Genomic DNA, 14,502 nt, shown 5'->3' on the forward strand with positions numbered 1-14,502 from the left:
GTTCCTCTCCCCCTCGAACCCCTGAGGTGTGGGGTTTTTCCCAATTGGTTCAGGAAAGAATTGTCCTGGTGGGCCACCTCTCTGACCGCCCCCAGGAAAGTGGTTGACCTCAGGTGAAGAAGCGCGTCCAAAGCATCATCCGGCAGCTTCTGAGCGAGCCGTCGTGGATCAGCTCGAAGGAGCTGGCGCGACGCCTCCACCTCAGCCGCCGCGCGCTCATGTACGCCCTCGACGAGGCGGACGCCGTCCTTCTCGCCGAGGGCCTCTCGCGGGTCGAGCGGCTCTCCGGACGGGGAGTGCGCATCGCCGAGCCCGAGCGCGCCCGCGTGGCGGCGCTCCTCGAGCGGGGCGCGGACGACGAGCTCGCCCTCGACCTCACCGACGTGGGGAGCCGCCGCCTCTTCCTGGCGTTCACCATCCTGTGCGTGGACGCGAGAAGCACCGTCGAGCGGCTCGCCGAGCGCGCGCAGGTCTCGCCGCGCACGGTGAGCGGGGACATGGGCGCGATCCGGCGCATGCTCGCGGACCAGGACCTCGAGCTCGTGTTCGACAAGCAGCGCGGCTACCGGATCGTGGGAAACGTCTTCATACTGCGCAACCAACTGCTCGCGGACCTGCGCGAGAGGTGCTCGATGAACACCTGCCGCGAGGTGGTCTCCACGCTCCGGGGGCTGTTCGCCCTCGCGGGGAGGACGTTCGAGGCCTTTGACGTCGCGAGCCTGGCCGAGCTCTCCCGCACGCTCGACGAGGTGCTGCCCAACCACTACGAGCGGAGCGTCCGGTGGACCATCCTGCTGCAGCTGGTGCTGCTCGCGGTCGAGCTCGACGCCCCGCGCGACTACGGCCTCAACGAGGCGGACCGCGCCTACGTGGAGAAGGGCGCGAGCTTCGAGCTGGCGCGCTTCCTGCGGTCGTCCGCCGAGAGGTACCTCGGCGTGGCCCTGAGCCCCGACGAGGACTACTATCTCGCGACGCTGCTGCAGTCGTTCCCCACCGTGAGCGCCGGCGGCGAGGGGCAGATCTACCCGTTCGAGCTCGAGGTCATGGCCCAGCGGCTCATCGTCGCGGTGAGCGAGGGGTACGACTTCGACTTCCAGGCCGACAAGGAGCTCTTCGCCATCGTGGTCGGCCACATGATCCCCCTGGTCTACCGTCTGCGGTTCAACGCGCAGATCTCGAACCCCCTGGTCGAGGGCATCGTGACCAAGTACGAGCGGCTGCACGCGGCGGTCCGGGAGTCCCTGGGGGAGCTCGAGGGCTACGCGGGCGCGCGCGTGAGCGACGACGAGTGCGCGTTCTTCACGCTCTACTTCGCCTCGTCCATCGAGAAGCTCGCGAACGCCCGGCAGGGCCGCGCCCGCGTCGTGGTGGTCTGCAACGCCGGCAACGCCGTGTCCCGCCTGCTCCAGTACAAGCTCCTCAACGCCTTCAGCCTTGACGTCGTCGCCACGACGTCCGCCGACGACCTGCCGCGGATCCTCGCGGAGGAGCCGCGCGTCGATCTGGTGGTGAGCGTCGTCGACGTCGATCCCGCCGCCTGCGGGAGCGTGCCGATGCTGCGCGTGTCGGCGCTCGTCACCGATGACGACTACAAGCGCCTCAGCCGCTATCTCGGGAGGCGCGTGTTCGCGCTCGCGGATGAGCGGGAGGCGCCGGACGACGGGCTTCTGGACCTTCTCGCCCCCGCGTGCTTCGAGGTGCGCGAGGGCGTCGACGACATGGACGCGCTCATCGAGCGCGCCGGGGAGCTGCTCTTTGGGGCGGGGCTCTGCGACGAGGAGTACCCGCGACAGATGATCAGCGCGGCGCACTGCTTCGGCCCGCTCACCACGATCCTCATCGCTCCCGGCATCATCATGCCCCATGCGGGCATCAGCGAGCACGTCCTGGGCACGGGCTTCAGCTTCGTGCGCGTCAGGAGGCCCGTCACGGTCAACGGAAAGGAGGTTACCTGCGCGCTCGCGCTCTGCACGACGGACAAGAAACTCAACCAGCACGCGATTCAGCAGCTCGGCATCCTGCTGAGCCACAGCGACTTCACGAACCGCGTCAAGCGGGTGGGCTCGTACGAGGAGTTCGCCCGGCTCGTAACCGATTGCCTCAGCGAGGCGGAAAGGAAGTAGGTCATGAAGATCACCTGCGTTTGCGGCATGGGCATGGGAAGCTCGCTCATCGCCAAGATGAACATCGAGAGCATCCTCTCGCAGGAGGGCATCGACGCGGAGGTGGACAACTGCGACCTGGGGTCGGTCTCGGCGCAGAACTCCGACTGGTACGTCACCACGCGCGAGCTCGCCGACAACATGCCCGAGTCCACCAAGGACCACACCATCGTCCTGACCGACTTCATCTCGGTCGACGCCATCCGCGAGGAGCTCGTGAAGCACCTCAAGTAGGCATGTCCCCGGCGCGGCGGCGACGCGGCCGCCGCGCCGCCTATGCGCGCTCGAGCGTGGCCACGCACTCGTCGTGACTCTCGTCAACCCGAGAATTGCCATCAGGCGCGTACTCCGTCGTTTCCAGGCGATTGAACTCGTCGATGCCCAGAACGCCGTATGCTTCTTTCGGCAGTGTGGGGTAGAACGACACGGGACACTTGAAGCGCACGCGCTTCACAATCGTATCGCCCTTCTTCGGGTTCGCGTCGGCGTTAATCTCCACGCTGTCCACCAGCTGCCGCAGAATCTCCTTCTGCCGCGCCGGGTCGTACGTGTCGAACTTCTCCTGGAACTCGTTCAGCATCTCGTACACGCGCTCGGTCGTGACCTGCTTCTCCGTCGCGCCCTCCAACTTCGCCTCGGCCTCGCCCAGCGCGTCCTCTATGTCCGCGCCCTCGTCGTACAGCCTGTCGAGGCGTGACTGCATGTCCTCGTACTTGCGCTCGTAGCTGCGGTCGGAGGCGTCCAGGGCGTCGAGCTGCCGCGACAGCATGCGCCGCGCCGCCTCGTTGTTCTCCAGCGCCTTGCCGATGCGCTCCACGTCCGCTTCCAGCTTCTCGATGTCCACGGCAGCATCCAGCTCCTCGCGCACGCGCTCCTCGAACACGGCGGAGTGGGCGGCGCGGGAGATGACCTCGATTACCTCTCGGTCTACGTACTCCTGCTTGAACTGGCGCGTGAACGTGCAGCTCGGCCCGAACTGCTTCTTGCTGTACTTGCAGGTGTAGGCGAACGTGTCCTTGCCGCGCGTGCCGTCCTTCTTCTTCTTTCCGCGCGATACGTTGGCAATCATGTTACGACCACACACCGGGCAGAACAGCATCCCCGTGAGAAGGTGCACGTGCTCGCCGGGCTTCGCCTCCGGGAACGGGCGCGAGTCCTCGGCCAAGCGCTCCTGCGCGGCCTCCCATGTCGCCTCGTCGATTATGGCCTCGTGCTCGCCCTCGTACACGTCGTAGTCGGACTGCTTGACCACGTGGTACTCGTTGCGCTTGCCCTTGACGGGCGTCGTCCTCCGGCGGCCGAAGGCTATCTTTCCGGCGTACACGGGGTTGCGCAGCATGTTCTTCAGGAACCCCGGCACGAAGTGCTCGTACTTGCCGTTTCCTCGCACCTCCTTGCGGTACCCCTGCGAGTTGAGCCACGCCGCCAGTGCCATCACGCCCTTGCCGTTCCTGGCGTACTCGCGGAATACGATGCGGACGATTTCCGCCTCGTCCTCGTCCACTTGCAGGCGTCCCTTGCCCTTCTCGTCCTTGACGAGCCTGTATCCGAAGGGGGCCTGCCCGCCGTTCCACTTGCCCTCGCGCGCCTTCTGCTCGCGCCCGGCCATGGTCTGCACGAGGATGTTCTCGCGCTCCATCTCGGCGAACGCCGACATGAACGCAATCATCATCTTGCCCATCTGGGCGTCGCTGCTGATGCCGTCCTTGACGCAAACGAGGTTCGTGCCGTAGTCCTGCATGAGTTGCAGCGACGCGAGGGAGTCGGCGGCGTTGCGCCCGAAGCGGCTCAGCTTGAACACGAGCACGTAGTCCACCTGCGCGCCGGACTTTATCTCCTCCATCATCTCCTGGAAGTGGGGGCGTCCCGTGATGTTCTTGCCGGAGTACCCGTCGTCGATGTACTCGTGCAGAATCCGCAGGTTCTCTCGCTTGGCGTACTGCCGCAGGTCATAGAGCTGCGCGTCTATCGACTCGCCGTTCTCAACCTGCATCTTCGTGGAGACGCGGACGTACAGAAAGCAGGTCTTGGCGCGGGTGGCATCTGGTGTCTTGGGATTTTTTCGTGCCACGTTTACCTCACCCCCTCCCGTAATTTCTGCTTATAGGTTTTCATGGTTCTCTCACTCTGATTAGCTAATTGCATAAATGTATATTTAATTATACGCCCGCCGCCCATAAGGACAACGGGCGTATAATTGCCAAATCACGAACCAAGCAACTTGCTTGTGCCCGGCAACGTTTGAGACCCCTCATGGTCGTCAACGGCGAGAACCGCTTCGTTCCAAACACGCAGCACATTCCGGTCGAAAATGTACTGAATCGACCGCATAATACGGGATGGCTCGTACATCGACCTGTCCAAAACAACTTGCGGAACCGTCGCAAGTTCCCATTTTTTGTTTGCCTTACGAGATAAAACCGGTAGTTTTCCTTCTGCGTCCATAGCATAAAAGCGAACAACCATAGATTCACCATCATGCAACAACGGCGGACACGGCGAAGATTCAAGCAACGATTCCATGTCCTTGAACACTAATTTGTCGGTTGTATTCAATGCGAAATATGGGGTCACTTTCCCATCAAACGGGTTCAAATACACGTGATTAAACCAGTCAATGTCAACGATGCAGCCATGAACGCAACCAGAGCCACCAAGCGCCTTCACTTCGTCGGAAACCATTGAAAGAGCTTTCTGATACGGCGCGAACGCACCGCGCACCTTTCTGATGTAATCGGGAAGATTATCGTAATAGTAGTTGACGTCATAATCGAGCTTATGCCGCCTACCACCCTCCAGAAGGCACAAGCTGCTTGTGCTTTCCAGTACGAACATGTAAACCCCGTCACATTTCAAGACATATAGGTCACCAGGGTACTTCATGCCCTGCATCATGATGCCCTGGCAACGGTTAAACTCGACATACTGGTCGCGCGTAATCTGATGAATGCCGTCTGGATAATCCTTAAATGGGTCATACCTATGCACGTCAATCGTAAAAGCGTTGAGATGCCACGGCTTGGGCTTGTATCCGACCTGGTTATCGGAAAAGACGGAGGTGCCGTCACTCTGCAACAAAAATGTGTTTTGGTGAGTATGGCCGCTCACATAAATCCATTTCGGATTGTATTGGGCATCGGACCAATCTGCCATCTGTGTATGGGTCAGCACGATTACAGGAATGTCCTTCGCACTCGCAAGAACCTTCTCATATACCGCCCGAAAACGCTTCGACCGCGCAATGTCCTCTTCGGTCGAAACCGTTGCCCGATACAATCCCATTTCCGCGTTATAAACCGGGTTAAGCCCAGAGAACCCGATGCCGCCCAACAACAGGAACGTGGAGTTAGAGCATGCCTCGGTCAACTCCTCCACGCTCGCATTGAGAATCGCCTTCTCGTCCAAAACCGCCTTGCGAAACCCCTTGTAGACGATAAACAACTCATTCTCTAGCAAGGTCACCTTATCAAGCACCGCTTGGCGATAATCGGCGATGATTTCATCAACCGGTCGAGCTGGCTTGAGCCCCATGGGGTCGCCATCCCATAACTCATGATTTCCTAAGACAGAAAAAATGTCGCCATACCAACGTCCATGATGCTCGGTAAGCGAAGTGAGCCGCTCGTAAAACAACGTCTCCAATTCGACACTATCCGCCACGTCACCGCCAATAAGCAAGGTACCCCAGGCGTCTGGCACAGACGCTAAAAGCTCGGCAATCTTATTGTCGATGCGCTCTCGTATCTCGGGCAGAGACAGCTTTACAATATCGCCCGGTTTCTTTACAAGCTGATGCTCGAGATGGATATCGGTTATGTAGTAAATCGTCTTGGCAGAATCATCGGTAGATGTCAGCTCATAGGTATGCGACTCATCTGCCTGTGAAATCGCCCGCTTATCCCCATTTGAAAGGGCGGGTGTTTCGAGCGCAATCGGCTCATACTTCACGAAAGTGTCAGACCGGAACTCCTTCTCCAGCTTCTTGCGATAGCCTTCAGGGAGCTTTTCAATTGGGATAGTCGGGTCCCTCCGCAAGGCGTCACGGCAGCGCTTCAACGTCAGCATGGATTCAGGAACCGCTAAAATGGCCCGAGGATTGGCCTGAAGTGCAGAATCCACCAACTTCTTGTCCGGCATGGGCACATATTGCAAATTCATAGGGTCCCGCTCAACTACTTCAAGACAAAGGTCGCGAGAAACAAATTCAGCGGGGGCGTAACGCAAGCTCTCAGGGTAGAGTCGGGCGGACAAGGCGACAAGCTCTTCTGACATGCACTTTTCAGGAACGAATGACAATACCGGGCAATAGCTACGATAAGCACTCCGAGCCAAGCGCGAACCATCTGGCAAAAGAATCTCTTTGACCGGGAAAGGAGTCTCAATGGCCGTCCTGGCAAGCTCTTTTGTTATCAAGCGCTTTGGAACATATTCAAGTGCATACCCATTCGCCCGCACGGCCGCTTCACAGAGAGCCTTGCCCTCCTTTCCGCGTAAGCAACAATCAGGCACAAGAGAAAGAGCCTGTCCCTCGAAATCGTTGCAGACCGCTGTGTAGCATATCTCATAGCCCTTATCCCCAAGCAGTATCTGTGCGGGAACATCGCGCAAAGCGCCACCGTCGCTCTGCACCGCTGACATGCACATAGATGTATCCCGATATTGCTCGGGCACGTATTTCAAATTCAAGCCGTTCTTGCGCACTGCAATCTCGCACACTTCGCGCGTAAGGTACTTTTTCGCAATGACTTTGAGAATCGTATATGCGTGATTATCGACGCTGAAGCCGTTGACAGCTTCGTCCACCATCTCTTTCGTCTGCGCTCGTTTCCCGAGCGATTTCAAATGAATATACCAGTAGAACGGATTATCGCTGCCTATTACTCCTGGCTTGCTATCCAGGCGCTCTATCAGGCTTGACTTCTGAACAACAAGGCCATCTCCCATAATTCTTCACCTCCCCCTAATCCTTCCGAATGTGCTCCTGCACCCACTCATGGATAATCGCGGCTATCGTCGTCTCGCGCTCCGCTGCCATCATCTTCAGCGCCTTCTTGTCGCTCACGGTGAGCGACAGCGAGAGCGTCGTGCGCTTCTCGTCATCGGCGGCCGCTGGCGCGGCGACCGTCTTCTCTATCTTCCTCTGCTCGGCCTCGCGGTCGGCAGCGTACTTCTCGAACATGTTCGCCATGGCTCGACCTCCTTTGCTCATTTACACATTTGTACAATTATACACCACGATGCGACGGTTTGTCCATACAAACTAAGCCTCTGACCTGCGGTTATTCCTTCATGAAGCCCGCAGCCTCGCGCACCGTGTCCACCAGCGCCCGTGTCGCCCGGGCGGCCTTGCCCCGGCGGTCGAACTCGACCACGGACTTGCCGGCGGCTCCCGCCTGGACGAACGCCTCGGACTGGGGAAGCGTGACCACCGTCTGGTCGCCCGCAAGCCCCTCGAACCACTCCATGAAGTCGCGGGACGCCTTGAAGCGGTTCCACCCGTTCATTACGTAGACAATCTTCGCCCGGCTGTGCTTGAACACCGCCTTGCGCATGCGCATCAGAGGCTCGATGTCCCGCGACGTGGTGCGGGTCGGGATGACCACCACGTCGGCCTCCCGCAGCCAGTCAGACAGCGCCTCCTGGAGCGCGCCCGGCGTGTCCACCACGGCGACCTGCGCCCCGTCCGCCTCGTGGGTGCGGTGCAGGGTGCCGCCCTGGGCGTCCAGGTCGTAGAAGCTCACCGGGATGCCGGAGCGCTCGAAGGAGAAGGCCAACTCGTCGGCGACCAGGGACTTCCCCACGCCGCCCTTCTGGTTGCACACCAGAATCGTCTTCATGCTCGCTCACCTCGCTTATGCATTTAATCATTTACGTATTTAATTATATATACCTGGGCAGCCGCGTTCAACGGCAACTTTCTGGTCTCCAACTGGGCTTTTGCTGGTCTCGAAGCGGGCCTCGGCTCGCGCCCCGGAACGGCTTGTCCCCATGCGTCCGCTCGTAAACGAGGCGACGACCGAATCCGCCTTCTTTCGCCCTCCACGCGTACGCCCGCGCCAGGACCCTCCGAAGGTCTCCCTCTGGGCCGAAAGCGGGTCCGCACCCCTCGAAGGATGCCTTCGGCATCGGGTGCCCGCTTGAAGAGAAAGGAGGCCCGAACATGGAAGACAAGGAGAACGAGGGCTGGAAGAGGCTCCACGGGACGGAGGAGGAGATTGCCTGGCGCATCAAGGTGCTCAAGCGCATGGCTCGGCTCAACGCGGCCAAGGCCAAGGAGCTGGAGCGCATGGCCAAGGCGGACGCGAACATGCCCGCGATGGACCGCGACTCGCTGTTCGAGGTGCTGAGGAGAATCGACAACGTGATGGAGTGGCGGTTCGTGGACGCGCTCGGCGAGGTCGTGCTGGACGCCGACATCCTGGCCGAGAGCATCGACTGCGAGACCCTGCGCACCCTGCGGCAGTGCGTCATCCAGGCAATCGCGGACATCGAGCAGGCGGAGAGGGAGGCGGAGAGCTATGAGTGACGCCTACGGCATCGAGACCTACGCCGACCTGGCCGAGACCTGCGGCGGCATGGTGCTCGCCAACGAGATGGGCGGCCGCCCCATGGAGCTTGCGAGCGGCGACCTCCTGCCCTGGGACGAGGTGTTCCAGTGGTACATCGTGCAGGACCCGTCGTTCCTCATGGAGCACACCGACGAGCCGGTGTTCCACGACGGGGAGCTTGACCTGTACGTGTGGGCGATTACCCATTTCGGCACCGCGTGGGACTACGTGCCCGCGCCCGAGATTCACTGACCCTAAGAAAGGGGAGGCAGCGTTTGCTGCCTCCCCAATCTTTTTCGCCTACTGGTACTGGGCGTCGTCCTCGGTCTGGCGCTTCGTGACCGTGTCGAACTTCCGCTCGGCGCGCTTGGCGAATCTGCTCGTGCGCTCGCGCCTCTCGCGCTCGTCCTCGTCGCCGACCGCCTTCTCGGCGGCCTTCAGGCGCTTCTCGGCGTCCCACATGTTTGCGCGGGACTCGTACAGCCGCCTCTCGGCCTCTTCCCGCTGGCGCTCAAGTTGTTCCTGCATGAACCGCCGAATCATCTCGCGCAGCATCATGGCCGTCATGTCCGCCATCATGCGCGACACGGGGTCGCGGGCGTCGCACCCGGTCTTGGCGAGCAGCCACGCGCCCTGGAGCAGGGTCGGGCACTTGGAGCGGCGCAGCTCCTCGACCTGCCGCTTGGACGCGTGGAAATCGGCCCTCGCGGCGTCCACCTCCGCCCGCAGCCTCGCCAGCTGCTCGTCGGGGTGGCGCTCCGCCTCCATGAGCCGGTCGTAGCGCTCGCCCGCGAACGGCTTGCCCTGCTCGCGGCTGCGGCCGATGTGCGCCCTCTGGAGGTCGCCCGCCATCTGCTCCACGTCGGACTCCGTGACGAAGTACGTGCCGAAGGAGGAATCTGCGGGGGAATCCTGGTGCGTCGGCTTCTCTGCCGTCACTTCGGGTTCGGTCGCCGGCTCGGGTTGCGTCTGGGCGGCTTCGGCCTGGGCCTCCGCCTGGCGCTGCTTCTCCTCGAAGTACGCCTCCACGCCCTCCTTGGTCAGGTCGTCGGCAAGGTTGGACGCCCGGCGCTTGCGGGTGCGGCGCTTGGGCCCCCACTCGTCCACGGCTTTGTATGACCAGCCGGTCGTGACCTCGCCCGTCTTCTTGTCGGTCTTGGACGTCTCCTTCAGGGTGACGCCCTCATAACCCAGGTTGCGCTTGAACTCGTCGAGCGTCTTCGAGCGGTCGCGGGCCGAGGCCACCTTGTCCCCGAGGTGCCGGTCGAAGGAGTCGTAGTCGAACGTGTCGCGGCGCTCCGCCCACACCGACTTGTCCCTGTCCGCCCCCAGCACCTGGAACCCCATCTCGCGGCTCAGCCGGTCGTTCACGGCCTGCACGCGGGGCGCGTAGAGGCTCGTGTCGTCCTTGTTGATGACCTGCCCGGTGCGCAAATCGTGGTTCGCGATGGTCGCGTGCGCATGCACGCATCCGCCCTCGCCGTCCACGTGCATCGTGACCCAGCACGGGGAGTCCGGCGCAAGTTCGTGGCAGAGCAGGTAGGCGTACTCCATGGCCCGCTGGACATCATCCGGCTTGTTCGGATTCAGCTCGTCGGTCGCCCACGAGACGCGCACCTCGTAGCCCTGGTTCACCGCGTTCGAGTGACGGTACCTCTGGTTCTCGCAGTAGGTGATGAAGTCCTCCCGCGAGGGGGCGTCGCCCATCTGCGCGGCGATGCGGTCGGTACCGTTCTTCAGATGCTCGCGGCGGCGCTTTCCCTCGCCGAACTCGGTGTAGGACATGCGCCCGCGCACGTTCGGCAATGCCTGCACGTTCGTGGTGGACATCAGAAGGCACCTCCCGTCTCTGCGTAGTACCAAAGGTCGTCCCGAAGTCCCTCGACCTCCGCCCGGAGCTTGTCCACCGACTCGCGGAACTCCCGGTACGCCTCGGTCTCGTCCTTCGTGGCCCTCTCCTCGCGCACCTGGTCGAGCATGCTCATCCCCGCGAGGCGGGTGTTGCGCGCCCGCGCAATCTGGTTCAGGTTGACCCCGATGCGGTTCAGCTCGACGCGAACCCGGTCGAGCGCGGGGACATCCAGAACGACCTCGCGCTTGCGCGGGGAGTACCTGTCTTCGTACAGCGCGCCGCGCAGGAAGTTGGAGCGGGAGCGCGTCCCGCGCTTCTCCTCCATGAGCGCGAACTCCTCGTCGCTCATTCGCACCTGGACGACCCTGTCGCGGCGGCCCTTCTCGTACCTCTGACGCGTGGCCTTGCCGCTCCTAGTCTCATACGTTTCCGCCATGCGGAACACCTCCTTTGCTGATACTCGGAACCGCCGCCTCCAGCGGGCGGTTCGAAACGCTTCGCTCGGCGCGATTTTTCACAAAGGGGTAGAGAGCAAGCATTGACTCCGTAGGTACAAATTGCGAAATTCGCAATTTGTACCACTCCGTCAGCTTGCGAGGGGGCGGCTCAAGCCGCCCCCTTCGAACCCCCAATGGCGTCCCGTTCCCAACCGGTTGCCGCCGACGACTCAGCGGCAGCTTCTGACTCGGAACGGGGCGCGCCGGACACCCCTTGCGGGGTGCCGGAGCGGAGGCACGACTGCCTCCTCTAAGCGCCCTCGCCGTAGCCCGGAACGGGCGCGCGCTCGGGTACGTCGCGGGCGGGGACGCCGCCCGAATCGGACGCGCTGACCGCGCCATCCTGAGTGGTAGCCTCGCCCGAGGCGGAACCCTTGGAAGGGGCCTTCTCGGGCAGGTTGTCGCGCAGGAAGCGCGCGGCGCGGCGCATCTCCGTGACCTTCATGTCGCCCAGCTCGGGGTACTCTTCGAGCATCACGCGCCCCACCTGCTTGTAGTACGCTTCGCGTCGCGCCTCGGCCTCCTTGATGGCCTTGTTGATGTCCGAATAGCGCTTCTTAGTCGCCATGATTCATGCCTCCTTCTGTCGTAAATCCCAATCCGAAACCGTCAGCGCACGGTCCACGAGTAGCCGCACGTCTGGCACACCGCATGGGTCTTAATCCTCCTTGTCCTTTGAATCCAAACCGTCGTTATCGCCGCCGTCCTGGCCGGTCGGCACCACGCGGACGAGACCCCGCGCGCGCTCGGGCAGCCGGTCGGAAATGCACTTGCGCCCGATGTCACTGCCCGTGTAGCTGTGGCTCATCCACTCGCGCACGTCGTACTCGTCAATCAGCCGTTCAGGCTCGTTCGCCATCTCCTCGGGCACGTTCACCGGGTTGTCCGTGTAGGACCACTCCCGCCACTCGGGCAGGAGGCGCTTGATGTCCGCGATGAGCGCCTTGCGGCTCTCGGGGCGGCCGGACGGGATGCTCCGCTGGAACCAGTGGCGGTACAGGTCGTGAACGAACTGCCACGGGAGGATGTCCCAGGTCGCCCTCGGCAGCACGTCCCCCAGGAACTGGCGGACGGGGTCGTTGACCTCGCGGAACTCGTCCAGAAGCGCGGTGCACTCCGGCGGCTCGTCCAGCTCGTAGTAATCCGTCTCCGCCAGCAGGTGATAGAGCACGTACTCCAGCACCTCCGGGCGCTTCAGGTAGTCGTCCTTGATGTACTTGCGCTCGTTGCCCTCGAACCGCTTCTCGAACGGGACGACGAGCAGGCGGCGGTACATGGACTCGGAGCGGTCGCGGAGTCGCGGAAGCTCGTTGACGCACTGGACCATGAACCCCTTGAAGCGGACCGTGCGCGGGTCCTTGAACTTGCGGTTCAGCTGGAACGGGTCGCCCGTGATGATGGACTTGAGGGCCGCCGCGTCGTCCACGAAGGTGCCCGTGTCGTTCTCGTCGGTGATGACTGCGGAGATGCGCATCAAAGGCTCAAGCATGAACGGGTTGGAGAAGTCCTTCAGCGAGATGGACTCCCAGGCACCGCGCCCGAGCAGGTTGCGCATCAGGGAGCAGAGCGTTCCCTTGCCGTTGTTGCCCGACGTGGAGTACAGCCAGGCGCTCTTGTTCCAGCTGACACCGGGGCGGATGACCGCTCCCACCAGCTGCCAGAGCAGGTTCACGACCGCCGAACTGTCCGACAGCTCGTTCATCCAGGAGACGACGTCCCAGTCGGTGCCGTCGCCGTCGTTGTGGATGACCGGGTTCGCCGCACCCTCCACGAAGTCCACGTGGCACTTGCTCACGAACACGAACTCGGGGTCGAATCCCAGAAGGAACTTCGCGCCGTAGTCGTACACGCCGTTGTTGACGGCGACCAGGTCGGGATTGGAGTTCTGCTCGACGCGCGGGCAGATTGCCCGCATGATTGCCTCCGTCTCGTCTACGCCGCGCATGGTAATCGCGTTGTCGTAGCTGCGGATGAGGCGCGTCAGGCAGTCCCGGCTCGTGTCGTAGATGCCCTCGTTGGCCCCGCTGGTCTGGTAGATGCCGATGTCAAAGTTGCCGTCATCGCCCGCGTCCTTCCAAAGCACTCCCTTCGCGTGGTGAAGCTCGCGGATGATGAGCGCGATTTGGAGCGGGTGCAGCCCCTTCAGGACCTTGTACCGCTCGGCGGCGGGCTTCTGGTCGGGGTACCGCTCGGAGAGCTTCGCGCCGGCAGGCGCGGTCTCGTCCTCGTATCCCATGTTGTACGCGCCGATGCACTTGTTCGTGACCGCCGTGAGGTCGTGCTTCAGCGTGCCCGTGTCCGGCGGGTCGTCCGCATCGAACTCCGACAGGTACATGAGGGTCGCCGCCGTCAGCAGGTCGTCGTAGGCAATCCGCTGGGCGCGGCAGTATTCGACAAGGCCGTTAACGTCGCAGAACTCCTCGCTGCCTTGACCGAGGTCGTAGCCCGTGCTAAAATATTTATTATTAGGACTGGCCGTCCCGGAAGCTGTGCAGGCGTCGGGACGGTTTTCTTTTTCTCCCATGAATCCACCCCCCTTAGTTCTTCGGCACGACCAGCTTGTAGTGCTCGGAAATCCACGCCTCGATGTCCTCGACCTTGTAGAACACCGAGCGGCTGGACTTGTAGAATTTCGGCCCCTTGTCCAACGCCCTCCACGTGCGCATCGTCGCCGGGCGGACGCCGAGCATCTCGGCGGCCTGGGCCGTGTTCAGGTACACCTTCTCGTGAATCTGCTTGTCCTCCATCCGCTACCTCCCGTATCCAATCTCGAACGCAAACAAAAAAGCTCCTGCGGAAACCAAGACGGACAAGAGGCATGAAGAGCCTCGTCTATCTCGGTTTCCACAGGAGCTTCGGTAGTCGTTATTTCACCTGTGACGCTCGGCGCATCGCCTCGCGCTCGGCCCTTATTCCCGATAGCGACCCCGCATCTGAGACGGGACGGGTGCTGGACCTAAGAATCTATGTACGATAATCATACTATATTGGCATCGAAAACGCAAGAGCGATTTGCTCATTACCGCAGGTCAGAGGCTTGTCCGAGCTGCGTTTCCTCTCATAAACGAGCTGAAAACGGCCCGAAAAAATCCTCCCGCCCCTCCCGTCAAATGGCAGCAGCAGAAGGGGTACGCGGCAGGCGGGGAGGACATTCCGACACACTATGCACGCTCGAAAGTGTGTCGGGCTACATCCCGTGTACATCGGCATCCGCGTCGATTTGAGCGATTTCCTGACACACTTCCGATTTTTTTAGTGTGTCAGGTCATTTCCCGACTACATCGGCATCCGCGCACGCCCGACACACCAAACACAGTATTTTCCCAACCTATACGGAAGAGTAAAACACGATGGAAAGTCGCGTCACGAAAAGTGGTGTAGGGCCGTCCCCGGGGCCCGCAGCCCCGCCCCGTATCCTACGCCGCCCTCCTCTTCCTGTCGAA

The 14,502-nt window shown here is 61.8% G+C and carries 13 protein-coding genes; 4 read left to right on the forward strand and 9 right to left on the reverse strand.

The window, feature by feature from the left end; all coding sequences use genetic code 11:
- The first annotated feature begins 113 nt into the window (after positions 1 to 113).
- Together ACWTSU_RS00960 and ACWTSU_RS00965 are read left to right on the forward strand one after the other, a co-directional pair.
- Entirely contained in the window at positions 114 to 2,123 is a 2,010-nt protein-coding gene (locus tag ACWTSU_RS00960) for a BglG family transcription antiterminator (protein ID WP_455138034.1), read from the forward strand.
- A gap of 3 nt (positions 2,124 to 2,126) precedes the next feature.
- Positions 2,127 to 2,396: a PTS sugar transporter subunit IIB gene (locus tag ACWTSU_RS00965; RefSeq protein ID WP_455138035.1), complete on the forward strand. Its 270-nt coding sequence runs from the start codon at positions 2,127 to 2,129 to the stop codon at positions 2,394 to 2,396.
- Positions 2,397 to 2,436: 40 nt separating this feature from the next.
- Here ACWTSU_RS00965 and ACWTSU_RS00970 read toward each other — a convergent pair whose 3' ends face one another.
- The 4 genes from ACWTSU_RS00970 to ACWTSU_RS00985 form a co-directional block, all read right to left on the reverse strand.
- Positions 2,437 to 4,233, reverse strand: coding sequence for a recombinase family protein (locus ACWTSU_RS00970; RefSeq protein ID WP_455138036.1), 1,797 nt, complete (start codon positions 4,231 to 4,233; stop codon positions 2,437 to 2,439).
- A 134-nt stretch (positions 4,234 to 4,367) separates the two neighbouring features.
- The gene (locus tag ACWTSU_RS00975; protein WP_455138037.1) at positions 4,368 to 7,106 is read right to left on the reverse strand and encodes a DUF4116 domain-containing protein; all 2,739 of its coding nucleotides are present in this window, start codon (positions 7,104 to 7,106) and stop codon (positions 4,368 to 4,370) included.
- A gap of 16 nt (positions 7,107 to 7,122) precedes the next feature.
- Positions 7,123 to 7,350: a hypothetical protein gene (locus tag ACWTSU_RS00980; protein ID WP_455138038.1), complete on the reverse strand. Its 228-nt coding sequence runs from the start codon at positions 7,348 to 7,350 to the stop codon at positions 7,123 to 7,125.
- A gap of 91 nt (positions 7,351 to 7,441) precedes the next feature.
- On the reverse strand, positions 7,442 to 7,999 hold the full coding sequence (locus ACWTSU_RS00985) for a nucleotide-binding protein (RefSeq protein ID WP_455138039.1): 558 nt from the start codon (positions 7,997 to 7,999) through the stop codon (positions 7,442 to 7,444).
- Positions 8,000 to 8,322: 323 nt separating this feature from the next.
- Here ACWTSU_RS00985 and ACWTSU_RS00990 point away from each other — a divergent pair, with 323 nt between their 5' ends.
- Complete coding sequence (locus tag ACWTSU_RS00990; protein ID WP_455138040.1) at positions 8,323 to 8,688, forward strand: hypothetical protein; 366 nt, start codon at positions 8,323 to 8,325, stop codon at positions 8,686 to 8,688.
- Complete coding sequence (locus ACWTSU_RS00995) at positions 8,681 to 8,962, forward strand: hypothetical protein (RefSeq protein WP_455138041.1); 282 nt, start codon at positions 8,681 to 8,683, stop codon at positions 8,960 to 8,962. Before ACWTSU_RS00990 ends, ACWTSU_RS00995 begins: the two co-directional genes overlap by 8 nt.
- A gap of 48 nt (positions 8,963 to 9,010) precedes the next feature.
- Here the strand turns inward: ACWTSU_RS00995 and ACWTSU_RS01000 are convergent, their stop codons facing one another.
- From ACWTSU_RS01000 to ACWTSU_RS01020, 5 genes are all read right to left on the reverse strand, one after another.
- Positions 9,011 to 10,540, reverse strand: coding sequence for a relaxase/mobilization nuclease domain-containing protein (locus ACWTSU_RS01000; RefSeq protein ID WP_455138042.1), 1,530 nt, complete (start codon positions 10,538 to 10,540; stop codon positions 9,011 to 9,013).
- Positions 10,540 to 10,998: a plasmid mobilization protein gene (locus ACWTSU_RS01005; RefSeq protein ID WP_455138043.1), complete on the reverse strand. Its 459-nt coding sequence runs from the start codon at positions 10,996 to 10,998 to the stop codon at positions 10,540 to 10,542. Before ACWTSU_RS01005 ends, ACWTSU_RS01000 begins: the two co-directional genes overlap by 1 nt.
- 311 nt (positions 10,999 to 11,309) lie before the next feature.
- On the reverse strand, positions 11,310 to 11,627 hold the full coding sequence (locus tag ACWTSU_RS01010) for a hypothetical protein (protein WP_455138044.1): 318 nt from the start codon (positions 11,625 to 11,627) through the stop codon (positions 11,310 to 11,312).
- A gap of 90 nt (positions 11,628 to 11,717) precedes the next feature.
- On the reverse strand, positions 11,718 to 13,583 hold the full coding sequence (locus ACWTSU_RS01015) for a DNA primase family protein (RefSeq protein ID WP_455138045.1): 1,866 nt from the start codon (positions 13,581 to 13,583) through the stop codon (positions 11,718 to 11,720).
- 13 nt (positions 13,584 to 13,596) lie between these two features.
- A complete protein-coding gene (locus ACWTSU_RS01020) occupies positions 13,597 to 13,806 on the reverse strand; it encodes a helix-turn-helix transcriptional regulator (protein WP_455138046.1) in 210 nt (69 codons plus the stop codon).
- Positions 13,807 to 14,502 lie beyond the last annotated feature (696 nt).

It is taken from the genome of Thermophilibacter sp. (assembly GCF_966187215.1).